The organism is Candidatus Frackibacter sp. WG13 (assembly GCF_900114655.1).
GTDB lineage: Bacteria > Bacillota > Halanaerobiia > Halobacteroidales > Acetohalobiaceae > Frackibacter.
In genome coordinates this window covers 22,590-45,271 of record NZ_FOTT01000003.1, presented here as the reverse complement: position 1 = coordinate 45,271, position 22,682 = coordinate 22,590, and the positions used below count along the sequence as shown (strand labels likewise).

Genomic DNA, 22,682 nt, shown 5'->3' with positions numbered 1-22,682 from the left:
TTCTAACCTTTCGTAATTGCTTCGAAAGGACATTCTTCTTCACAGATACCACAGCTTTTACATGCTTCTGAATTTATAGTATATCCTTCTTCCTTATCTCCTTCTATAGTAGCAGCTGGACACTTTTCAGCACATAATCCACATGCTTTACACTTCTCTTCATCTATTACATAATCTAATAATGCTTCACAAACCCCAGCAGGACATCTCTTCTCAAATACATGGGCTTCATATTCGTCCCTAAAGTATTGCAGCGTACTTAAAATTGGATTAGGTGCTGACTGTCCTAGACCACACAAAGAGGATTTCTTAACTTGATTCGACAAAGCTTCTAATTTTTCAAGAATATTAGGTTCGGCTTCACCCTCTACTATCTTATTTAACATCTCTAGTAATCTCTTAGTTCCAACTCGACCAGGAGTACACTTCCCACAGGCTTCATCCTGGGTAAAATCCAAATAGAATCGTGCTACATCTACCATACAAGTATCTTCATCCATGATGATCAATCCACCGGAACCCATCATCGAACCAACTTCTATTAAGGAATCATAGTCCATAAGAATGTCTAAATGTTCCTTAGGAATACATCCCCCGGATGGTCCTCCAGTCTGAGCAGCTTTAAATTCTTTCTTATTTGGAATCCCACCGCCAAGCTCAAAGACTACTTCACGTAGAGTAGTCCCCATAGGAACTTCAATCAATCCTGTATTATGAATATCTCCTGCTAAAGCAAAGACTTTAGTCCCTGTACTCTCTTCAGTTCCTATATGGCTAAACCATTCACCACCATTCAAGATAATCCCTGGTATATTAGCTAAAGTCTCTACATTATTGATCACTGTTGGCTGTCCCCATAAACCCTTGTTGGCTGGATAAGGAGGTTTAAAACGCGGGTCTCCTCGTTCCCCCTGTACAGACTGCATTAATGCCGTTTCTTCGCCACATACAAATGCTCCTGCTCCTACTCGAATCTCTAAGTCAAATTTAAAACCAGTCTCGAATATATCTTCTCCTAAAAGATTTAATTCTCTAGCATCTTTAATAGCTTGTTCTAACCTTTCTACTGCCAATGGATACTCAGCTCGTACATATACATATCCCTGTTCTGCTCCAATCGCATAAGCAGCAATCGCCAAGCCTTCAATTACACTATGAGGATCTCCTTCCAATATACTTCTATCCATAAAAGCACCTGGATCACCTTCATCCGCATTACAGATTACATATTTAGGTGAACCTTTAGCCTTTGCTGTTAACTCCCACTTGAGTCCGGTAGGAAACCCACCGCCTCCTCTACCTCTTATCTTTGAAGTCTTGACTATTTCAATGACTTCCTTAGACGTCATATGAGATAAAGCTTCACCTAATGCTCTATAACCATCTCTGGCTATATACTCTTTAATCTTATATGGTTGAATAAGTCCACAATTCTTTAATGCAATTCTTTGTTGATACTTATAAAAGCCCATATCTTCATGCCCAGGAATTTTAGCCCCTGTCTCTGGATCTTCATAAAGCAAGTCATCTATAATCTCTCCATTTATTATATGTTCTTTAAGGATCCGTTCACTATCTTCTGGTTTAACTTGACAATAAAAGATCCCATTCGGCTCTTTTTCACAATAAATTACTACTACTGGTCCTTTTTCACAAAAACCAAAGCACCCCGTTTGAGTCAACTTAACCTTCTCTTCTAACTCCTTTCTTTTTAACTCTTCAATAAGATTCTTATAAATATCTGGTCCACCAGAAGAATAACAACTAGTCCCTCCACAGACCAATATTTCAGCTTTAGGCGCCATACTCTCCCTCCTTCTATTGATATTGCTCCAATAATTTTGGTACATCTTCTACTGTTAATCGCCCATGTGCATCATCACCAATTATAACTACTGGTGCCATGCCGCAAGCTCCTACACAACGAGTAGTCTCTAATGTAAACAATTTATCATCAGTAGTTTCTCCCGGTTCTATTTCTAATTCATTCTTTAATTTTTTTAAAATATCTTCTGCCCCTTTTACATAACATGCCGTGCCAGTACAGACTTCTATAGTATATTTTCCCCGAGGATTAGTAGAAAATAAAGAATAAAAACTTACCACACTATAAACTTTACTAAAAGGAATATCTAATCCCCTTGCGACTCGAACTTGTATCTCTCTTGGCAAATAACCAAGTATCTTTTGTGCTTTATGTAAAACATTAATTAGAACTCCTCTTTGCCCTTTATTCTCTTCTATAATTTTTTCCAACTCTTTTAACTCTTCTTCTGTCAATTTAACATCATCTATTGCTTCATCTTCTATCTCATGACCTTCTATTTCATTTCCTGTCTGCTCTGTATTAATCTTCTCTTCTGTAGTCGCCAATAAACTACACCTCCCTAATAATCTACATTGAATATTATCTCCATAGCCTTTAAAAAATATTCTGTATTAGAATATATAGTAATTAAAAATAAAAAAGCACCAAGAATAATATTCCTGGTGCTTTAACTAAATTCTATTCATTTTTACATTCTGAACATTGACCAAAAAACTCCATCCGATGATGATCGATATTACAATCCATTTTATTTTCTATATTATGATTTATTTCAACATGGATTGGTTCATCGACATCCATTACCTTACCACATCCTACACAAGTAAAGTGATAATGATTTTTGGGATTGCCATCGAAACGACTATAAGAGCTACCGTAATTTAATTCCATAATCTTACCCATCTCTTTTAACACATTTAAGTTCCGATAGACAGTGCCTAAACTAATATTAGGAATCTCTTCTTTCACCTGGTCATAAATCCAATCAGCAGTAGGATGAGTATCTGTACTCTTTAAAATTTCTAATATCTTCTTCCGCTGCTTTGTCATTCTTCTTTTAGGTTTAGATTTACCCATTTTTTCACCCTTTATTTGCTAATAGTAATAATTATTAATTGCTATTTTAATTATATCAATCATAACACTAATTGTCAAAAGCTAAAAAATATAATAAATCATATCTCTAAAATATTTTTCATTAATTTAAAAAGGAATATTATTCTCTATCAAGAAATAGTAGTTGTTGAGAATATTTTTTTAGAAATGTAAGCTATTTAACAGTATTACTTATTTGATTTTTGATATACTAGAAATAGTCTTGGCATTCAAGGTTTATTTTGGGAGGAGGTGACTTGAATTGAAAGAAGAAGTTCAAGCTGCTTTAAATAAGGTTAGACCATCTCTACAAGCTGATGGTGGAGATGTTGAATTAGTTGAAATTGATGGAGGCGTCGTAAAAGTTAGGTTAACAGGAGCTTGCGGCGGTTGCCCTATGTCTCAAATGACTCTTAAGAATGGTATTGAAAGAGTACTTAAGGAAGAAGTTCCTGCAGTAGAATCTGTAGAGTCTGTAGAATAAAATTTATTTTAAAGAATTAAAACCTTACTGGAATTCCCAGTAAGGTTTTTCTTTAGCTTAATTAATTTAATTTTTTTCAATTTTCCTCTTGACTATAAAGAAAAAATCATTTATAATTTATATTGTTGCATCGGAGCGTGGCGCAGTTTGGTAGCGCACCTGGTTTGGGACCAGGGGGTCGAAGGTTCAAATCCTTTCGCTCCGACCATTTAGGAGGGATGCCCGAGTGGCCAAAGGGAGCAGACTGTAAATCTGCCGGCGATGCCTTCAAAGGTTCAAATCCTTTTCCCTCCACCATTTTTTATAGTTAACATTTTAAAAAGCGAATTATAAAATAAAAAATTTAAATTATTTTTTATATAAACTTATAAAAGGTTGCTACTTAAGTAGCAACCTTTTATTCATTCTGTCCTAAACAATTTTAAATTAAACTAAAGATTTTCAATAATATTAATAGATTCTAAATTACATTGCCATTTCTCTTAATTTATATTTTTGCACCTTCCCACTAGCTGTCATTGGATATTCATCGACTATTTCAATCTTTTTTGGAATCTTATACCACGAAAGTTTATCCTTGAAATAATCAAAAATTTCTTCAGAAGTTGCCTCTGTTCCTTCTTTTAATTGAATATAGGCCATTACTTCTTCTCCATACTTTTCATCTGGAATACCTACTACTTGCACATCTTTAATCTCAGGATGTTCATACATGAATTCCTCAACTTCACGTGGATATACATTCTCTCCACCACGAATAATCATATCTTTAAGGCGACCAGTAATCTTAAAGTAACCATCACGATCCATAACAGCTAAATCTCCTGTATGCAACCAACCATCTTCATCAATAGCCTCTTCTGTAGCTTCTGGCATCTTATAATATCCTTTCATTACATGAAAGCCACGAGTACATAATTCACCTTGAATTCCTGGTCCTACTTCTTCACCAGTCTCCGGATCTACAATCTTAACTTCTACATTAGGCAATGCCTTACCTACCGTAGATACTTTCCTTTCAATAGAATCATCAACCCTAGTCTGGGTAATTACCGGCGAAGATTCTGTTTGACCATAAGCAATAGTTATTTCATCTGCTCCCATTTTATCAATTACCTGTCTCATAACCGACATTGGACAAGGAGATCCGGCCATAATTCCTGTTCGTAAAGAACTAAGATCATACTTATCAAAATTAGGATCTTCTAATTTAGCAATGAACATTGTTGGCACCCCATGCACCGCTGTACATCGCTCTGCTTCAATCGCTTTTAAAACTGGTTCCGGCTTAAACTTAACTACTGGAACCATTGTTGCTCCTGCTGTTACACAAGTTAGTGTGCCTAGCACACAACCAAAGCAATGGAAGAATGGTACTGGAATACATAAACGATCTTCATGACTAAAGTCCATACATTCCCCTATATAAGTAGCATCGGCTATAATATTAGCATGGGTTAACATAACTCCCTTCGGAAATCCAGTAGTACCAGAAGTATACTGCATATTAATCACATCATCAGGATCCAAGCTATCTTGTCGTTCCTCTAACTGGACATCACTAACTTCTTTACCCATCTCCATAATATCATCCCAGTGATACATACCAGCAGGTGCCTCTCCTTCGCCAATATATATTATATTCTTAAGACGAGGCAACTTTTCAGACTCTAACTCCCCTGGTTCGCATTCTTTTAATTCCGGACAAATCTTATATAAAATCTCTGGATAACTAGTTCTCATTCCTTCTGATAAAATTAAAGTTTCAGTATCAGAATTCTTTAACAGATATTCCAATTCAGAAGTTCGGTAATTAGTATTTACAGTAACTAAGATTCCACCCATCTTCCCCGTAGCAAACTGTGTCGTCAACCATTCTGGACGATTATGGGCCCAAACTGCTATGTGATCTCCTACTTCAATCCCTAGCTTCATAAACCCTTTCGCTGCCTGATTACAAACATCTCTAAATTCTCGATAACTATACCTAATCCCTTCTTCCACATAAACTACAGCATCATTCTCCGCATACTCTACTGCTTGCTGATCTAACAATTCACCTATTGTCATCTCTAACTCTTTAGTCATAATTATAATAAACCTCCTTAAAATATACTCTTCTTCTCTTCTACTCAGTTTTAATCCTAATAAAAATCAAAAAATCCTTCCGTCTCTATTAATATTAATAGAGACGGAAGGATTAATCCGCGTTACCACTCTAATTGTCTTGTCTTAAAAGATAAGACAAGACCCCTCTTAACCTCTTAACGGAAGGCACCGATATAATCTTACTATATTTCAGATTAACAACTCCAGGGTGAGTTCAAAAGTAGTAGATACTATCTCCCACCAACCGATAGCTCTCTAAAAATCTACTAGTATTTTACTACTCCCTATCTTCGTTTTTTACTAGTATTAAATTTTCACAATTTAATATTCACCTAATCTATAACTTCATTTAAAATATAAAAATCTTTCACCTCTACGTATACAAATAGAGACGAAAGATTTAATCCGCGTTACCACTCTAGTTATTACACCTAATAATTAAGATGTAATCCCTCTTAACCTCTTAACGGAAGGCACCGATATAATCCTACTTATATTTCAGATTAACAACTCCAGGGTGAGTTCAAAAGTAGTAGATACCATCTCCCACCAACCGATAGCTCTCTAAAAATCTACTAGTATTTTACTACTCCCTATCTTTATTTTTAATAATGTATTCATATTTTGTTGTTAACGATTGTAGCATAATATTTGAAATTAGTCAAGGGTTTTTTGGAATTTATTTATAATTTATTTCCATTTAATGAGAAATAGCATCTGATGTTGCTTCGGTTCTTTCTTTAGGTCGTAAGTGTAGTGGTAAAATTTCATATTTATCTAAAGCAATTTTATAATCATAAGCGGCTTGACTAAATTTCTCTTCTGCTTGCTTGAGCGGCATTCCTAATAAAGTTACCTTCTTTAAATCTCCTTCCCCTACTCCTTCTCTAACTAAATTATGCAAATAACGAACTGCTTGTTGCCTAAAACCTAGTAAACGAGCTCCTACTACATCAGTAGTGACTGGATCAGTACCAGCTACAACTAAATCAGCATTAACTGGTTTCCCATGCGAAGGCCCTGTTCCAACCATTCCTTGGTCCCCACTTAATATTGCAAGGTCTATAGGTATTAATTCTGCCATAGCAGTAATAAATTCATGCAAGTATTCATGAATTCCTTGACCTGCTTTCGGAAACCCATGTAACTCTGCCGGAGGACAAGCCAAAGCAATATTTTTAATACCCAAAGAGACTGTTGCTTCCTCGTGATGTTTAATCTGAGTATAAGAGATTAAAAAATCTGTTTCTTTTAAGAGCTTATTTAATTTTATCTTTTTAAACTTTGGATGATTAATCTCAAACTCTTCATAAGGGCCATAATTTAAATCAACAAATTCTACATCTTCTTTCTCAATAATCTGTTGATAACCGGTCTTTTTTAATACCTTCGTTGTTTCATCACCACCAGACCCAGTAGCAATTACTACTCTTCCTGGGGATTGTCCCTTAATATATTGAATTAACTTTTGTAAAGACTGCGGCCCTACAACAGTTCCGGTTTCCGGAGCATTGGTATTAACCCAATTAGGTGTAATAGTTACTGTATCCTCAAAAGAGATAACTTGTTCTATCTTTAGTGTATCTAATAATTGTTGGATAATATCTCCTTCCAACCCTTCTCCAATTGCCACCTTTGACTCTGATATTCTTCTTTCTCTTAACACAAAGAATCCCTCCAAATTTCGATAAACCAATTAAGGATCTTGCATAATTAATTGCCGATGCTAAAATTCTGTGTTAATTATGCTTGAAATCTAATTATAAAACCTACTTAATTATCAATTAATTTAACCAAAATTCAAAGAATAAATTCTTATAGTTTTAATAAAATCAAAAACTTTATATCTCAACCTATCATTACTTGCAATAAAGCTACAACAACCATAACTAATCCCGGTATAGCTGTAATACGATAAACTGATTTAAAACTAACTTCAAAATATTCTTTGGTCAAGGCAAGACAAAGATGAATAGGAGAGATTAAATAACCAACAAAAGCAGTAGTAAATAATAGAGAAATATATGGACCAACATTACCTTCTGGAAACAACGGAATAAATATTGGCGCTAAAATCCCCAATGCCGCCATAGTCATTCCTGTTAAGTAACCAGTAATTAAACCTAATACAGTAATCATCAAGCTTAAAGGTACCCCACTATGAGTTAAAAAATTAGCTAAACCATTAACTGCCCCACTAGCTTCAACTATTGACTTAAAAGCCATAACTCCAATAATTAAACCAGCCATCTTATAATTTACACCTTCAAATACAAATCTCTTCATTCTTTTGCTAAATTCAACAACCTTATTACCCTCAGGTAACTTTCTAATAACTGCTATAAGTAACCCAACAAATACAGCATAATGAAAAGCGACATCAAATAACAATGCCAATACTATAATAACTAAGATTGGTAAAAAACTTATAAAAAATCTCATAATTTCCTTAATAGTTTCACCTTTATCATCATTCTTAATACTATCATCTCTTTCCTGATGACTATTATTAAAAAAGACTAAATACGCAGATATAATACCTGCTAACATAATTAAAGCATTATACCTTAAAATAAATGTTTTTCCTACACTAAATAACTCACCAGTTAAAATCAAAGCACCATACAATGGATATCCAAATAAGAATATATGTCTAAAAAATAAATTACTTGCTGTTTTCCTAACGTTATCTAAACTAATTCTATCCCCACTTTCATTAATCAACGGAGCAGACAATATAGCTCCTCCAGGAACAGATAAAGTTCCAATTAATGCCGGCAAAAGCATACTCAGCAGTTTACCGTTCTTAACAATAGAAATTAATGAATCTATCATTTGATCAAGATCACCGGTCTCTTTCAATATATAACCTAGACCACTAATTACTGTCACTACAATAATTAATTGTAAAGTTACTGGCTCTACTATTGCTTCATAAATAACCAAACTTATTTCTTGAATACTCATCTGTGATAATAAGCCTGCAGATATAGCTCCAATTAATAACGATAATCCCATATTGATTTTCTTAGAATTAAGAAATAAAATGATTATAAACCCTAATAATATTCCTATTAATTGCATTCTATTAACCCCTTTATAATTAGTCTTTTCTTTATTATTTCCTATAATCGTTCTTTGAATATCACTATATTTAAATAATAAGATAAATAATCATTAGGGCTTTAAGTTTTATAATTTAAAACCCTAATGATTTGAATCTCAATTAAACTTTTAAATCTCTTTGACCTGATTACAATGATTAGGACAGTCTTTACATGCTTTTTTATTAGCTTCTAATTTTGGTTCTCCCTTAATTTCTTTAATTAATTCCATTGTTGCTACTACTTCGTCTTCAGTACCTTCAACCGCTAAAGTTACAGCCCCAGAGGATTCACCTATCCCCCCAGCAGCAATTTGTTCAACCTCAACTCCTGTTAATATATTCAAAGCTTCTAATTCTGTTACTATCTTTCCATAAGTTACTGGAATCAAGCCTGCCTTCATCCCATAAGAGTAATCGATTTTATCAATCCCTACTAATTGACTAGCTTTTTTAACTGATTCTATTCTCTTTTCTAAGCCAACAGGAACGATCAAATATGCACCTCTAGCTATTAAAGTACCTATCGCTGCACCAATAGTTCCACCTTCTGGATGTCCTGCTAAAACTCCTGCTATTCCTTCATTATCAAAAGCATTAGCTCCTTTAATGAAGACATCTCTACTAGTGAACTCACCTAAAAAATCAAGCCAATCTTCGTCCTGACCTTCTCCTGCTTCTAAAGTTAATGATTTAATCCTCTTATTAGGAGCTGTAGAACAATGTAATCCCTGACTAACAGTTCCTGCCGTATAATATTCTTTCTCTAATTCTTTCTCAATTAGCTCTTCAGCTACGTAACCATTTGTCGTTCCTCCGGCTACAATTATCTTATGCTTCTCCATAGCCTCTTTGACTTCAGGTAAAGCTTTAACCCCTTTAGCAATTAAGCGTTTAGATTCTGGTACTGTTAAGGTAAAAGTTGCTAGCATCAGTTTTCCTCCTCCTAAACTTATTATTTCTAATTTATTTATTTCTCCAAGATAATAAATTTTCCTTTATACTTATCTCCAAACTCCCTCTTTCATATAAAGAACTAAGGTATGCATTAATCGCTGTCTTTAGCAGATAATACTGTTGAATCCTCTCAATATTGATTTGGCATTGATTACATACCTCTTGTAATATCTCTTCTGTAGAACTTAGTTCTTTAGTAATCTCTAATATTAAGTTTTCTATCTCATCTATTACTTTTAAATTAGCATCTACTAATTCTTCAATATCCTCTATTGGCTCCCCATGGGCAGGTATATATAATTTATAATCACTATTTTTTAAGAAATCTAAAGTCTGCTTCTGCTTATTAATATCCATATAGAATGGAATTTTATGCTTTCTCAATACTGCTTTTGAAAAGATAGTATCAGCACAGAATAGAATATTATCTATTCCAATTCCAATCTGATTAGGAGCATGTCCAGGTAAAGGAAGAATATTAATTTTCAGACCTTCAAACTCTAATTCAGATTTATCTTTAGCTATAATCTGGTCTACTTTTGAAGGAGTCGCCATCAAAAATTTATTTTTTAAATCTTTTATTGGGGCAGCACCTGAAAATAGATATAACGGTTCTATGTAAGGAGCATTTACCATCTCAGCTTCAACTTTTGGTGCATAAATTTCAACCTCTGTATTCCTCTTAAGATAAGCATTGCCACCACAATGATCAGCATGGGCATGAGTATTAATTATTGCTTTTGGGTGAAGCCCCTCTTCTTCTAACACTCTTAATACTTTTCTTCCTACACTATCATCTAAACCGCTATCAATTAGAATTACTTCGTTATTAAATTTTATTATACCTATCTTGGTCCTGTTTTCCAAGTAACCTATATTTTGTGTAATATAATTTAATTTCATAAGCCCACCTCAATCTGAATGTATTCTGATTAATATAATGGAACAACCCCAAATTAGAATCAATTCTAATTTAGGGTTTAATTATAATTTTTTCCTTTATTCTCCGTGTTTTTCGGCTAATAACTCACCACCAACACCTACATTTTCAGCTTCCATCTCTTTAATTAAGACTACAAAAGCTTCCTCAGGTAAATTTACAACATTACTAGCAGTTTCAGTAAAGCCTTTAATTAATTCTTTCTTTTGTTCTTTAGTTAATTTAGGTCCGTCCAAAGTAATGATCGGCATATATTTTCACCCCCTTCATTAATTTTATTATTTTCTATACGTTTATTATTAATACCTGCAAATAATGATAACAGTTTAGTCCAGCAAACTCAAAAGCCTAATTGCTTAACAAGAAAGCAATTAGGCTTTAAAAATTTAGACTAAATTTTAAATTTTAATAATTATTCGTTGCCATTACCGTTTCCTTCAGTGTCTTCGTTACCACCATTTCCTTTATCTTCTCCATTTTTACCGTCTAAACCTCTTACGTTAATCTCACCGTTCTCAGAAATCTTATGACAATTAATACAGTTCTTATCATACTCTTCTTTATAGTGATCCCCTTCAACAAGATGTTTCTCATGAATTAATCTTTTAAAAGCAAGGTTCCCACTGGCATGACATTGCATGCAATCTGATAATTCTTTAGCTTCTACTTGCGGATGTCCTTCTATACCATCAATCTCCTTTTGTAAACTATATTCACTACCCGCTTCGTGACATCCGATACAACCTTTACCATCCGAATTATCCTGAGTAACTACTTTTAATTTTTCTTCTAATTTTGCTACTCTTTCAGCATTCTGTTTATTCTCCTCATTTTGAGCAGCATCAGCAGTGTCTTGAGCCTCATCTTGCGCCCCATCCTCTGCTTGGTCAGTTGCTTGAGGAGAACATCCAATCACAGTTAACACCAACAATAAAACCATTACTGTTAACACTAATCCTCTTCTTAAAAATTTGCGACTCTTCATTATTTAATTTATCCCCCTTTGCCTTCATTTAGTCTTTAGTCTACAGCAATTAATGCAAAAATATTCAAATGGAAATAAATTAATAATATTTTATTGATTATAAGCCTTTATAGAAAGAATATATATTGTAACACTAATAGCTATCAAGATTAATAAGATATTCCAAAATAAATTTTGGATTAAATAGGTAGACCAACCTATACTTATCCAGACTGTTAAAATAGATAAAATTTTCCCTTTAAAAGGAATTCCCTTCCCCTCACGATAATCTCTAATAAATCTACCTAATAATCTATTATCTAAAAGCCAATTATAAAACTGTTCCGAACTTCTAGCATAACAGATAGCTGCAAGCAATAAAAAAGGAGTAGTAGGCAAAAGAGGTAATAATATCCCTAAAATACCTAGAATTAAAGAAAGTGTTCCTATAATAATTAATATAATCCTAATGAAGTAATTCATCATGCGTCCTTTCTTCAATTAGTATAATATTCTTTTAAGTTAATCCATTAAAATTATTCTGCCTTAAAGCTTCATATAAAATAATAGAAACAGAATTAGCTAAGTTAAGCGAGCGAGTATCTTTCTTCATTGGAATACGAATACAGCTCTCTTTATATTGATTAGTTATATCTCCAGGTAAGCCAGCTGTTTCTCTTCCGAATACTAAAAAGTCATCTTCTTGATACTCAATATCTGTATAAAATTTAGTAGCAAACTTAGTAGCAAAGTAAAAATTATTTTTGGGATATTCCTTTATTAATTCTTTAAAACTATCATAATAATAGATATCTAACTTATCCCAATAATCTAATCCTGCTCTTCTTAAAGCTTTCTCGTCTGTAGAAAACCCTAATGGTCTAATTAAGTGTAAGGATACTCCTGTACAAGCACAAGTCCTAGCAATATTACCGGTGTTAGGAGGGATTTCCGGTTGATAAAGTACTATATTCATTAGTATATACCTCCCTCAATAAATTATTAAATCCTCTTAAACATGAATTTAGTTCTATAATCTATAATTTATCTACAATCTTATCGATCTCTTCTTCAGTATATACTTGAATCCCATTTCGCTTTAATAAGGCAGCTGTTACTCCATCGCCTTCTTTTAATTCACCATTGAATTCACCCGTATAAATTTGTCCTTTACCACAAGAGGGGCTCCTAGCCTTTAAAATAGCTAAGTTTGCTCCGTGCATCCTTGCTTGCTGCAAAGCTTGGTAAGCACCATCTACAAATTCATTAGTTAAGTCCCTATTATGTTTATCAATCACTTTAGCATTACCATCTAATACATCACTACCGTCTCCACCTCGAATTTCAGCTGGAGGGCGAGGAACAGGTAGGTCAGCCAAGCTTTCTGGACAGATAGGAACCATTGCGCTTCTTTCAAATAATTCTAGTGCTTTTTCATTCTCATTACTACCTCCGTCATATTTACAATCAAACCCTAGCAAACAAGAACTAACTAAGATCATCTCCATTCTCCTTTCAACAATCTTATTCTCCCCGATTTTCTTCCTTAATCATAGTCGGTTTTCTTAAATCATTACAACCACATTCTTGCTCAACATCTATCTTTCGCAAGGCATCCAATAGAATATTACCAATTACTTCTCCTTCATTATGGAAGAGATCACTAAGTTCATCATGACTCCAATCTTCTACAATTCCCTCAGCATAATTAACAACTAAATACACCGCTGCATAACAAGCACCAATCTCTCGTGCTAAGTAGACTTCTGGACAGAGAGTTTGACCTACTACATCTCCACCAGATTGCTTATACATTTGAATCTCTGCTGGACTCTCAAAATGTCTACCATCAGTAACAACATAGTTGCTCCTACTAAAGGTTCGTCCAAGCGGATTATCCTGTGCTTCTTCATATAAAGCCTGGTGAATATCAGGGCAGATAGCTTGACGCATCATTAATAGATAGCCTTGATTTAGATCTACATCTTTGCGTAATGACTGATCTATATAATCAGTAGGCACTACTATATCTCGCGGCTCTAATAAGTGATTGATAGCCCCTACTCCACCTTCAGCCATAATCTTTTTTACACCTGCTTGCATAAGGACCCAAAATACTTGCTGAGAAGCTTGAGCACGACTCAAATCCTCTTGCCACTTTCGCCAGCCATGCATCTTACAAGTTAGAACTTTTTTCTTGCCAATTCTAAATAACTTAAATTTAGGACTATCTCCATATGGAGTACTAAATATCATTTCCTTATCTAAAATTTCAACATCATCTGCTGCTAAATCTTCTGGAAAACTTATTGAATAAGTACTCGACCCACCAATGATTGCAAAATCTACTTCTGGAATAGTTTTTGCCATGATTTACACCTCTTCTTTCTTATTTCCTAATTAAAACCTTTATTTAATTAATATATTTCCATACCTAATATTTTATATTCTATATTCACTTATTCCTTCCTTTAAAAATATGCTAAATAATTAATCTTTTATCCACTGCTTTAGCTACCTTATCCAAATCATCTATTAATGAAGTAAAATCATTTGGAGTTAATGACTGCTCACCATCGCAAAGAGCCTCCTCAGGATTAGGATGCACCTCTACAATAATACCATCAGCTCCTACGCTAATTCCTGCCTTAGCTAAAGGATTTACTAAACTTCTCTTTCCTGTACCATGGCTAGGATCTATAATTACTGGTAAATCGGTTAATTCTTTAACTAAAGCGATGGCATTTAGATCTAAAGTGTTCCGAGTAGCTGTTTCAAAAGTTCTAATCCCTCTTTCACAAAGTATAACATTCGGATTTCCATGAGAAATAACATATTCAGCTGATAATAACCATTCTTTAACTGTTGCAGCATAACCTCTTTTAAGCATTACTGGTGTATCAACCTTTCCTAACTTCTTTAACAAACCATAATTTTGCATATTCCGAGAACCGATCTGCAAAATATCAGCATAATTGTCTACTAATTCAAGATCTTCTGAATCTAACACTTCAGTAATAATTTTAAGTCCTGTTCTCTCCCTAGCTTCAGCTAATAATTTCAGCCCTTCTTCCCCTAAACCTTGGAAGCTATATGGCGAAGTACGCGGTTTAAATGCTCCCCCTCTTAATATTTGGCCTCCATTAGCTTTAACATGCTCCGCTGCCTCAAGAATCTGTTCTCTACTTTCAACTGCACAAGGCCCAGCCATAATCACTAATTCGTCGCCACCAATCTTTACATCTCCTACCTCAATTATCTGCTTATGATTCTTAACCTTTAAATCTTTTAACATTTTTATCACCCCAATTTTTAATAATTGACAGTTGACAATTTACAATTGACAATTAAAACATTTCTAAATAAAAAACCTATCTTGCTGTCCTATTTAGGACGAAACAAGATAGGTTAAGTTCCGTGATACCACCCTAATTGACTTATACGAATAATATTAAATGAATTAAAAACCATAATCTATCATCCCATAGCTATAAGCCACTAGTTTAATTAACGACTTAGATTGCCGGTATAATTTACTAAATTTCAATTATACAGCTCCAGAGCGAAATTTCAGTTAAAGGTACTTTTAGAGATGTTTCCAGCCGATGACATCTCTTCTCTATTCTACAAAATAAACCTTACCTACTTAACTCCTTCTTTGCTTTTAATCTATATTTTATTATCAAATTAAAAAAACTCCCCGCCTCTTTTTCAGAAACGAAGAGTTTATATCGCGTTACCATTCTGATTGATTAGCTAATAAAAACTAATCCACTCTAATTAATAGGATACGAAGTAATTCTTTAATACAAAACTACCTTTATATCCTCTTCCTTAGATAACGGGGGAATACCGGCTAAGCCTACTTGATTTTCAACTAGCAACTCCAGAGAGAACTTCAGCTTTAAACTTCTGGCTAAGCTTCCACTACCCTTAGCTCGCTATTCTTCCATCTAAGACTTACTTTTCTCCTTCATAGTCGTTTAAATATCTTAATATGACTTTTAAAAATTGTAGCATATATTTTGAGATTTGTCAAGCTAAATTTTACACTATGTTTACACTATGTTTACACTATGTTTACACTATGTTTACACTATATTGCTAAATTTACTCTAGTACCTCTATAATACTCTCATACATTATATCTAACATTGCTATCAATTCATTTTGTGTACTGCATAGCGGCGGCATAAAGACTACTACATTTCCTAGAGGACGAATAATCATTCCTCTTTCTCTGGCTTTCATACAGACTTCCACTCCTATTCGCTTCTCCCAATCATAAGGCTCTTTAGTTGATTTATCTTTAACTAACTCTATTCCGACCATTAAACCCTTCTGACGTATATCTCCTACATGGATTAAAGTCTTAAACTTTTCTAATTCCTCAGCAACTACTTTAATTTTAGGTTGCATCCTACAAATAAGATCTCCTTGCTCAAAAAGTTTTATATTAGCTACAGAAACTGCTGCTGCTAAAGGGTTCCCCGTATAAGAATGACCATGAAAGAATGTCTTTTGCGTTTTATAATCATCATAGAAAGCATCATAAATCTTATCTTTAGTTAGAGTAGCTGAAATCGGTAAGTAACCACCACTTATCCCTTTAGCTACTGCCATAATATCTGGCACTACCGCTTCATGTTCACAAGCAAATAATTTTCCTGTACGACCAAATCCAACTGCTACTTCATCAGCAATCATCAAAATATTATATTTATCACATAACTCTCTTACCTTAGCCAAATAGCCATTAGGGGCTACAATCATTCCCCCAGCTCCTTGTACTAATGGTTCAATTATTAAAGCAGCTACCTCCCGATGATTTTCTTTCATTATCTTTTCTAATTCCTTAACGCAAGTAAAGTTACATTCTCCTTTTTGTTCTCCAAATGAACAACGATAGCAATAAGGAGATGGTGATTTTAAACTATTAAATAATAATGGTTTATAGATCTTATGAAAAAGATCAATACCACCAACACTCACTGACCCAACTGTATCTCCATGATAAGCATTAATTAAAGTTATAAATTTATCTTTTGAACCACAATCTTCTTCTAACTGCTGCCAGTACTGAAAAGCCATCTTCAAACCAATCTCCACTGCTGTAGATCCACTATCAGAATAAAAAACTTTATTTAAACCTTTGGGAGTTATCTCCACCAACTTCTCTGCTAGCTCTATTGTTGGTTCATTTGCTAAACCTAACATAGTTGAATGGGCTACTTTATCTAGTTGATCTTTAATTGCCTCATTTAATTCTGCTTTTTGGTGTCCATGAACATTTAACCAAATAGATGAAACACCATCATAATACTCGTTACCATCTATATCATAGAGCTTAATACCATCTCCACGTTCTATAATCAATTGATCATCCTGTACCCATTCTTTCATTTGAGTAAAGGGGTGCCATAAGTATTTCTTATCCTTTTGTAGCAAGGATAATTTATCTTGCATATTATTTAGCTCCTTTCATTTTGATGTAATTTGTCACTTAGCCTATCTAAATCAACATTTTGTGCAACTATCTCTCCTAAATTAACCTCTCTTGACCTGTCATTTAACTCATTAATATACGGAACAATACCTAAAATCGGTATTTGAGCTAATTCAGCAATAATTTCGGGGTTAGTCTCTTCGGCGACCCCGACTTCCTCTTCTTTAAGACCATTAATGATTACTCCTAATACATTTAACCCTAATTCTTTAGCTACCTTTACCGTTAAAACTGTATGATTGATAGTTCCTAAGCTAGGTCGTGCAACAATAATTACTGGTAAGTTTAATAACTTAACTAAGTCAGGAATTAAAAAGTTATCAGTTAAAGGAACCATTAAGCCACCGGCACCCTCGACTACTAAAGCTTGATGCTGTTCTTGTAACCTTTGATAAGCAAACTTTACTTTTTCAATTCTAACTTCTGCCCCTTCTATTTCTGCTGCTACACTAGGAGCTAAGGGTGGACTTAGTCGAACCGGATTCATTAAGTCATATGTTAACTTATCATCTCCCTTTAAACCTGTCATTTCTAAAACAAACTCTATATCTGGTGCTAATAATTCATCTTCTTTCTTAATAGCGCCACTTTGAAAAGGCTTCATTACCCCGATATCGTAACCCTTTTGTCGTAAGCCATCTATTAATCCAGCAGTTAATACTGTTTTACCAACTCCTGTATCAGTCCCAGTAATAAAGAATCCTTTCTGCATTATCTATACCTCCTAAATTAAGTTTAATTCTCTCCCTAATTTAGCAAAAACCTCTAATGCTTCCTCTATATCCTTAATCTGATGATTAGCCATAACTGTTGTTCTAATTCTACTTGTCCTTTTTGGAACTGTCGGTGGTCTAATTCCTGGAGCTAGGATTCCTTCTTCTAAAAGCCGATGACTCAACTCTATTGTCTCTTCTTCATCACCAATCATAATCGGAATTATTGGACTATTACTAGGCAATAATTGATATCCTAAATCTTTTAAACCAGACTTCAATAAATTAATATTTCTCCATAATCTCCGTAAGATTTGAGGATTGTTGTACAAATATTGTAAAGAGCTTAAACCTGCTTCTATTGCGCTTGGCGCTAAAGCTGTAGAGTAAATAAAAGACCTAGCCTTATTACGCAGTAAATCAACTAATAATTTATTCCCGGCTATAAATCCTCCCTCAGCAGCTAAAGCTTTACTTAAAGTACCAACCTGAATATCTACCTCATTTTTCAAGTTAAAATGTTCTACAATACCAGCCCCGCTCTCACCTAAAACCCCAGTACCATGAGCATCATCAACCATCACCAACGCCTGATATTTAGATGCTAAATCTACTATTCCTGGTAGGGGAGTTAAGTCGCCATCCATACTAAAGACCCCATCAGTCACTATTAGTATTCTTCTATAATTCTTTCCTTTCTGTAATTTTAATTCTAAATCTTTTAAGTCTTTATGCTTATAAATGACTACTTCAGCCTTACTTAAACGACATCCATCAATAATACTAGCGTGATTTAATTCATCACTAATAATTAAGTCTTTTTGACCAACTACCGTAGTTAAGACCCCTAAGTTAGCCATATAACCAGTATTAAAAATAATAGCTGCTTCTGTGTCTTTAAAATTTGCTAGTTCACTTTCTAAACTTTGGTGCAAATCATAATTCCCAGTAGTTAGACGCGATCCTCCTGAACCAGTACCGTACTCCTTAACTGTCTCTATAGTTTTCTGTTTTATCTCTGGTTCTATAGTTAATCCTAAATAGTTATTAGAAGCTAACATAATAACCTCTTTACCATTGATAACCGTTCGTGGTGCTTGGGAACTCTCTAACCTCTTTAACTGACGGTATAATCCTTTCTGCTTTATTAAATCTATCTCTCTACTTAATTCTTTATGCCATTCCTCCAACATCTTCACCTCGCACTTTTAACATCTCGTTAGTAGATGAATACTTTTCAATTATAAAATCTAAATCATTAATTAAAACTGGCCTCTTTTGAATATATGTTAATGTTTCATTAAAATTGGTTAACGAACTTAAGAAAAAAACTCGTCCCCCTCTAGCTACATCGTCAGGCTTAAGATAAGGAAAACGACAATATCCAAACTTTTTACTAGCTACATAACCCGCAGTATAATTAGGATCATCTGAGCAACATAGCTCAGCTATTATTGATGGACACGAAAGAACTTTAGTTGCTAAAGCCAAAGCATCAGGTAAGTGTGTTTGGTTGAGGTTATTCCTTTTTAATAAGTCAATTAACTCCATTTTGGTTTCTCTTTTATAGTCCATCCTACTGGCTCTAATACCGCGATATTGATCAGGTTCTAATCTTTCTCCCGTAATTGAATTCATTAAGATAGCTCCTCGCATATTCTCTCTATCTGGATTAGGTCCATTGGCTAGTAAACCAAGAGCTTTGTTTATTCCTTTTTGCTCAATTCCTAATTTCAATAATAATCTTTTAACTTCCTTTCTTCCAGTTGAATAATTATCTACCTTAATCGTAGTAATCGGTAAAGAAGTAAGCTTTTCTATCTCCTCTGATTTAAGTAGTTCTAATGTTAAATTTATATAGTCAGCGTTCCCTTGGCTATGTTCCTGTGCTCGTTTAATTAACGAACTTACCTCATTATCTATCTCTTTTGGAGTAATAATTCTTTCTGCTCCTGAAATATGTCTTCCACCTTCTTTATGACTTCCACCCTCAGCAGCTCTCATCCGTAAACTAAAAAGTTGTTTGGACATAATCTCCTACTCCTTTATTAATCTTTTCAGCAATTCCCTTTAAGACCATAGTTAAAGGATACGCAGTCAATGCAGTAAAGATAATCCCTGGTAAAGCAGCTACTAATAATGGAATTAAACCTTGACCTAATATTTCACTTAGAATGATCCGAGCTAAAATCGAACCTAAAGGACCAGCAATAATAATAGCCCAAATAACAGGACCAACTAAAGTGACCAAACTACCAGCCACAACTCTAAAAATCATAGCGATTCCAATATGAATCAATGTTTGAGTCCCTAAAATAAATCCGACAGTGCTAGAAATAACTCCAGCTAATATATATCTTTTAAAACCAAAAACAGCAGCAATAGCAACCGCTAAAGGAGCAGATAATTGAAAATCTGTCCCGGCTGGTCCAGGAATTTTAAAAGCTCCACTAACTGTAATTAAAACTGCTAATAAAGCAATTCTTGTTAGTCTCTTTGATTTGTTTATCATTTTATCCCTCCATATTCAAACCTAAATCTTTAATCATCTGTAGGTCATCTTCCACAGCCCGTCCTTCAGTTGTTAAGTAATCACCAATTAATAGACCATTAACACCTGATAATAGACTCAAAGATTGTAAGTCACGCAGATTTTCTTCTCTCCCACCACATAACTTAATAATTTTTTTAGGTAGAATAAATCTAAAGATTGCCGTCGTCTTCAGACTTTCCATAGGCGGAAGGGGTTCATTATCTTCTAAAGGAGTTCCTGATACTGGATTTAAAATGTTAATCGGTACTGAATCTACATCCAATTCCTTTAATGTAAAAGCCAACTCAACTCTATCAGTAAAGCTTTCTCCTAAGCCAATAATTCCTCCACAACAGACCTCTATTCCCTTGTCTTTTAAAAATCTTACTGTCTTCACTCTTTCCTCATAAGTATGAGTAGTACATATTTTAGAAAAATAACTTTTGGAAGTCTCTAGGTTATGATTATATCGTTTTAAGCCTACTTTTGATAACTTATTGGCCCGACTCTCATTTAAAGTTCCTAAAGAAGCACAAACTTCTAAAGTAGTCTTCTCTTTTATTTCACTAATAATTTCTATAATTTTATTAAAGTCTTCATCACTAACTACTCCTCGACCACTAGTTACTAGACCAAAATGTTCTGCACCACCTTTTTCTACTTCCTTAGCTCGAGCTAATACCTTTTTCTTGTCTAGTAAAGGATAATTGTTTACTCCTGTCTCATGATGTGCTGATTGAGCACAAAAAGTACAGTCTTCTAAACAACTACCCGACTTAGCATTTACAATCGAACAGAGGTCTACTTTCTTACCAATAAACTTTTCTTTAATCTCATTAGCTGCCGCTAATAGTTGCATTGTCTTACTCTCTTCTAATTTTGCTAAAGCCATTGCTTCCTCTTGATTAATCTCTCCACCTGCTAAAACATGTTCTGATAATTTTTCTAACATAATCTTCCTCCTTAAATCCGTTAACCAAAAATACGTTAACTAATTTATATATTAGGTTGACAATATAATTAAAAATAAATAGAATATTAACACAAGACTTACACGAAATCATACACAAAACTTTTTTATTTTCAAGAATTAGTATCAATTGAGTTTTACTCTTAACCTTATTTTTAATCTAATTTTAATTACCTAAGCTTTTAAAACCCTTTAATTGTCAATTATTATTAGTCTGTGTCTAATTGTTATTTAATTTTTTTAGTGTTTTAACTGTCAAATATCAACTAGCCTACTCAATCTCATCCTTAGCCTAAGTCTCAATCTATTATATAAAATATCACCAAATATGTCAACCACTTATAAGTTTAGGTTAACACAAATCTGATAACTTATCAATCACACCTTCAATCTCAACGATCACTTCTTCCTCTCTTTCTTTTGCTAACCTCTTCTTTAAATCACCAATTACACTTGGCTCGCCTATCTCTCCTAATGCCCACGCGGAATGAGCCCTAACAATCGGCTTAGGGTCATCTAATCCTTTTAGAAGATGAGGAATAGCCTTAGGATTCTTTAAATTCCCTAAAACTATAGCAGCATTGCGCTGAATTGGTCTTTTCCCTCGCCAATTCATTGGAGTTGGCTTAAACTTTTCTTCATAATCTTTATTGGTTAATGCTAATAAAGATGATAATTGCGGATAGGCTTCTAAAGTCTGTGGTAAAAAGTCTGAATGGTTCCCGAATTTAACCTTTTGATTATGAGGACAAACATCCTGACAGGTGTCACAACCCCATATTCTTGTTCCCATCTTTCTCCTGTCTTCTTTTTCAATATAACCTTTACTCAAAGTAATATAACCTAGACATTTATTACTCTTCAAGGTATACTCATCTACAAGTGCTCCGGTAGGACAAGCTTCAATACATTTTCTACATCCACTACACTGATCTTCAATTGGAGCATCAAATTCTAGCTCCAAATTAGTAATAATTCCTCCTATAAAGATCCAAGAACCATAATCTGGGTTAATAATACTACAATTCTTGCCTTGCCAACCTATTCCCGCCCGACGTGCTAAAGCACGATCAACTGTAGGTCCGGTATCTACAAACTTTTTCACTTCTAAATTATCAGTTCTTGTCCGCAAAAATCCTATTAGTTGCTCTAATTTCTCACCTAAAACTTGATGATAGTCTCTTCCCCAAGCAAATTTGGAAAATTTTCCTCTCAGTTCCTCTTTAAAACTAGGAGGTGATTCTATTTCATGATAATAAGAGATAGCACAAACAATGACTGATTGGGCTGTTGGTAGTACTTGCTTAGGATTGGTAATTAAGTCTATATCATTATTAATGAATTTTGAAAGATAATCTCGCTCTTTCATATTCATTAAAAACTCTCTTGCCTCTAAGAAAGGTTCTACACCTGTTATTCTTATTTTATCTATACCAATACTCTTTGCATACTCCTTAAGTTCTTCTGTCAAAGTCACCTA

The 22,682-nt window shown here is 34.1% G+C and carries 23 protein-coding genes, 2 tRNA genes and 3 other annotated features; of the genes, 3 read left to right on the top strand and 22 right to left on the bottom strand.

Translation table 11 applies throughout. The annotated features are described in order from the left end of the window. Positions 1–2 precede the first annotated feature (2 nt). The 3 genes from BM077_RS02840 to BM077_RS02830 form a co-directional block, all read right to left on the bottom strand. Positions 3–1,805 (bottom strand): NADH-quinone oxidoreductase subunit NuoF, encoded by a 1,803-nt coding sequence (locus BM077_RS02840; protein WP_089748166.1) that lies wholly within the window; start codon positions 1,803–1,805, stop codon positions 3–5. 13 nt (positions 1,806–1,818) lie between these two features. Next, positions 1,819–2,295 carry an NADH-quinone oxidoreductase subunit NuoE gene (gene nuoE / locus BM077_RS02835; protein WP_089748208.1) on the bottom strand — a complete coding sequence of 159 codons (477 nt, stop codon included), beginning with the start codon at positions 2,293–2,295 and terminating at the stop codon, positions 1,819–1,821. 211 nt (positions 2,296–2,506) lie between these two features. Beyond that, positions 2,507–2,905, bottom strand: coding sequence for a Fur family transcriptional regulator (locus tag BM077_RS02830; protein WP_089748167.1), 399 nt, complete (start codon positions 2,903–2,905; stop codon positions 2,507–2,509). Positions 2,906–3,185: 280 nt separating this feature from the next. Here BM077_RS02830 and BM077_RS02825 point away from each other — a divergent pair, with 280 nt between their 5' ends. The 3 genes from BM077_RS02825 to BM077_RS02815 all read left to right on the top strand — a co-directional run bounded on the left by BM077_RS02825 (position 3,186) and on the right by BM077_RS02815 (position 3,704). Further along, a complete protein-coding gene (locus BM077_RS02825; protein WP_089748168.1) occupies positions 3,186–3,407 on the top strand; it encodes a NifU family protein in 222 nt (73 codons plus the stop codon). Between the two features lie 131 nt (positions 3,408–3,538). Next, positions 3,539–3,615, top strand: a tRNA-Pro gene (locus tag BM077_RS02820). Between the two features lie 4 nt (positions 3,616–3,619). Beyond that, positions 3,620–3,704 (top strand) — tRNA-Tyr (locus BM077_RS02815). 168 nt (positions 3,705–3,872) lie between these two features. Here BM077_RS02815 and BM077_RS02810 read toward each other — a convergent pair. The 19 genes from BM077_RS02810 to queG all read right to left on the bottom strand — a co-directional run bounded on the left by BM077_RS02810 (position 3,873) and on the right by queG (position 22,679). Next, on the bottom strand, positions 3,873–5,495 hold the full coding sequence (locus BM077_RS02810) for an AMP-binding protein (RefSeq protein WP_089748169.1): 1,623 nt from the start codon (positions 5,493–5,495) through the stop codon (positions 3,873–3,875). Positions 5,496–5,591: 96 nt separating this feature from the next. Continuing rightward, positions 5,592–5,816: a binding site (T-box leader), on the bottom strand. Positions 5,817–5,900: 84 nt separating this feature from the next. Further along, positions 5,901–6,125 (bottom strand) — a binding site (T-box leader). Positions 6,126–6,216: 91 nt separating this feature from the next. After that, positions 6,217–7,182: a DUF362 domain-containing protein gene (locus BM077_RS02805; RefSeq protein ID WP_089748170.1), complete on the bottom strand. Its 966-nt coding sequence runs from the start codon at positions 7,180–7,182 to the stop codon at positions 6,217–6,219. 182 nt (positions 7,183–7,364) lie between these two features. Beyond that, positions 7,365–8,600: a DUF401 family protein gene (locus tag BM077_RS02800; protein WP_089748171.1), complete on the bottom strand. Its 1,236-nt coding sequence runs from the start codon at positions 8,598–8,600 to the stop codon at positions 7,365–7,367. A gap of 150 nt (positions 8,601–8,750) precedes the next feature. After that, a complete protein-coding gene (locus tag BM077_RS02795; RefSeq protein WP_089748172.1) occupies positions 8,751–9,551 on the bottom strand; it encodes a hypothetical protein in 801 nt (266 codons plus the stop codon). 34 nt (positions 9,552–9,585) lie between these two features. After that, the gene (locus BM077_RS02790; protein ID WP_089748173.1) at positions 9,586–10,479 is read right to left on the bottom strand and encodes an MBL fold metallo-hydrolase; all 894 of its coding nucleotides are present in this window, start codon (positions 10,477–10,479) and stop codon (positions 9,586–9,588) included. Between the two features lie 96 nt (positions 10,480–10,575). After that, positions 10,576–10,767: a 4-oxalocrotonate tautomerase DmpI gene (gene dmpI, locus BM077_RS02785; protein WP_089748174.1), complete on the bottom strand. Its 192-nt coding sequence runs from the start codon at positions 10,765–10,767 to the stop codon at positions 10,576–10,578. Positions 10,768–10,928: 161 nt separating this feature from the next. Continuing rightward, positions 10,929–11,501, bottom strand: coding sequence for a hypothetical protein (locus BM077_RS02780; RefSeq protein ID WP_089748175.1), 573 nt, complete (start codon positions 11,499–11,501; stop codon positions 10,929–10,931). Between the two features lie 90 nt (positions 11,502–11,591). Further along, entirely contained in the window at positions 11,592–11,966 is a 375-nt protein-coding gene (locus BM077_RS02775; protein ID WP_218149509.1) for a YbaN family protein, read from the bottom strand. A gap of 31 nt (positions 11,967–11,997) precedes the next feature. Continuing rightward, positions 11,998–12,456 carry a tRNA (uridine(34)/cytosine(34)/5-carboxymethylaminomethyluridine(34)-2'-O)-methyltransferase TrmL gene (gene trmL, locus BM077_RS02770; RefSeq protein ID WP_176941611.1) on the bottom strand — a complete coding sequence of 153 codons (459 nt, stop codon included), beginning with the start codon at positions 12,454–12,456 and terminating at the stop codon, positions 11,998–12,000. Positions 12,457–12,517: 61 nt separating this feature from the next. Further along, positions 12,518–12,982, bottom strand: a complete 465-nt coding sequence (locus BM077_RS02765; protein ID WP_089748178.1) for a 2-thiouracil desulfurase family protein — start codon at positions 12,980–12,982, stop codon at positions 12,518–12,520. A 22-nt stretch (positions 12,983–13,004) separates the two neighbouring features. After that, positions 13,005–13,850: an MTAP family purine nucleoside phosphorylase gene (locus BM077_RS02760; protein ID WP_089748179.1), complete on the bottom strand. Its 846-nt coding sequence runs from the start codon at positions 13,848–13,850 to the stop codon at positions 13,005–13,007. A gap of 112 nt (positions 13,851–13,962) precedes the next feature. Then, the gene (gene aroF / locus BM077_RS02755) at positions 13,963–14,775 is read right to left on the bottom strand and encodes a 3-deoxy-7-phosphoheptulonate synthase (RefSeq protein ID WP_089748180.1); all 813 of its coding nucleotides are present in this window, start codon (positions 14,773–14,775) and stop codon (positions 13,963–13,965) included. Positions 14,776–15,190: 415 nt separating this feature from the next. Then, positions 15,191–15,466, bottom strand: a binding site (T-box leader). A 124-nt stretch (positions 15,467–15,590) separates the two neighbouring features. Then, positions 15,591–16,946 (bottom strand): adenosylmethionine--8-amino-7-oxononanoate transaminase, encoded by a 1,356-nt coding sequence (gene bioA / locus BM077_RS02750; RefSeq protein ID WP_089748181.1) that lies wholly within the window; start codon positions 16,944–16,946, stop codon positions 15,591–15,593. Between the two features lie 5 nt (positions 16,947–16,951). Continuing rightward, positions 16,952–17,698, bottom strand: a complete 747-nt coding sequence (gene bioD / locus BM077_RS02745) for a dethiobiotin synthase (protein ID WP_089748182.1) — start codon at positions 17,696–17,698, stop codon at positions 16,952–16,954. Positions 17,699–17,710: 12 nt separating this feature from the next. Further along, positions 17,711–18,889, bottom strand: a complete 1,179-nt coding sequence (gene bioF / locus BM077_RS02740) for an 8-amino-7-oxononanoate synthase (RefSeq protein ID WP_218124638.1) — start codon at positions 18,887–18,889, stop codon at positions 17,711–17,713. After that, on the bottom strand, positions 18,873–19,730 hold the full coding sequence (locus tag BM077_RS02735; protein WP_089748184.1) for a 6-carboxyhexanoate--CoA ligase: 858 nt from the start codon (positions 19,728–19,730) through the stop codon (positions 18,873–18,875). The genes bioF and BM077_RS02735 overlap by 17 nt, the downstream gene beginning before the upstream one ends. After that, a complete protein-coding gene (locus BM077_RS02730; RefSeq protein ID WP_176941612.1) occupies positions 19,711–20,211 on the bottom strand; it encodes a hypothetical protein in 501 nt (166 codons plus the stop codon). The genes BM077_RS02735 and BM077_RS02730 overlap by 20 nt, the downstream gene beginning before the upstream one ends. 1 nt (position 20,212) lies before the next feature. Beyond that, positions 20,213–21,184: a biotin synthase BioB gene (gene bioB, locus BM077_RS02725; protein WP_089748185.1), complete on the bottom strand. Its 972-nt coding sequence runs from the start codon at positions 21,182–21,184 to the stop codon at positions 20,213–20,215. A 370-nt stretch (positions 21,185–21,554) separates the two neighbouring features. After that, complete coding sequence (gene queG, locus BM077_RS02720; protein ID WP_089748186.1) at positions 21,555–22,679, bottom strand: tRNA epoxyqueuosine(34) reductase QueG; 1,125 nt, start codon at positions 22,677–22,679, stop codon at positions 21,555–21,557. Between the last annotated feature and the right edge of the window lie 3 nt (positions 22,680–22,682).

Coding starts and splice junctions, on each gene's coding strand:
- BM077_RS02840 (WP_089748166.1), bottom strand. CDS start 1,805: ATGGCGCCTAAAGCTGAAATATTGGTCTGTGGAGGGACTAGTTGTTAT.
- BM077_RS02830 (WP_089748167.1), bottom strand. CDS start 2,905: ATGGGTAAATCTAAACCTAAAAGAAGAATGACAAAGCAGCGGAAGAAG.
- BM077_RS02810 (WP_089748169.1), bottom strand. CDS start 5,495: ATGACTAAAGAGTTAGAGATGACAATAGGTGAATTGTTAGATCAGCAA.
- BM077_RS02800 (WP_089748171.1), bottom strand. CDS start 8,600: ATGCAATTAATAGGAATATTATTAGGGTTTATAATCATTTTATTTCTT.
- BM077_RS02795 (WP_089748172.1), bottom strand. CDS start 9,551: ATGCTAGCAACTTTTACCTTAACAGTACCAGAATCTAAACGCTTAATT.
- BM077_RS02790 (WP_089748173.1), bottom strand. CDS start 10,479: ATGAAATTAAATTATATTACACAAAATATAGGTTACTTGGAAAACAGG.
- dmpI (WP_089748174.1), bottom strand. CDS start 10,767: ATGCCGATCATTACTTTGGACGGACCTAAATTAACTAAAGAACAAAAG.
- BM077_RS02780 (WP_089748175.1), bottom strand. CDS start 11,501: ATGAAGAGTCGCAAATTTTTAAGAAGAGGATTAGTGTTAACAGTAATG.
- BM077_RS02775 (WP_218149509.1), bottom strand. CDS start 11,966: ATGATGAATTACTTCATTAGGATTATATTAATTATTATAGGAACACTT.
- trmL (WP_176941611.1), bottom strand. CDS start 12,456: ATGAATATAGTACTTTATCAACCGGAAATCCCTCCTAACACCGGTAAT.
- BM077_RS02765 (WP_089748178.1), bottom strand. CDS start 12,982: ATGATCTTAGTTAGTTCTTGTTTGCTAGGGTTTGATTGTAAATATGAC.
- BM077_RS02760 (WP_089748179.1), bottom strand. CDS start 13,850: ATGGCAAAAACTATTCCAGAAGTAGATTTTGCAATCATTGGTGGGTCG.
- aroF (WP_089748180.1), bottom strand. CDS start 14,775: ATGTTAAAAGATTTAAAGGTTAAGAATCATAAGCAGATAATTGAGGTA.
- bioA (WP_089748181.1), bottom strand. CDS start 16,946: ATGCAAGATAAATTATCCTTGCTACAAAAGGATAAGAAATACTTATGG.
- bioD (WP_089748182.1), bottom strand. CDS start 17,698: ATGCAGAAAGGATTCTTTATTACTGGGACTGATACAGGAGTTGGTAAA.
- BM077_RS02735 (WP_089748184.1), bottom strand. CDS start 19,730: ATGTCCAAACAACTTTTTAGTTTACGGATGAGAGCTGCTGAGGGTGGA.
- BM077_RS02730 (WP_176941612.1), bottom strand. CDS start 20,211: ATGATAAACAAATCAAAGAGACTAACAAGAATTGCTTTATTAGCAGTT.
- bioB (WP_089748185.1), bottom strand. CDS start 21,184: ATGTTAGAAAAATTATCAGAACATGTTTTAGCAGGTGGAGAGATTAAT.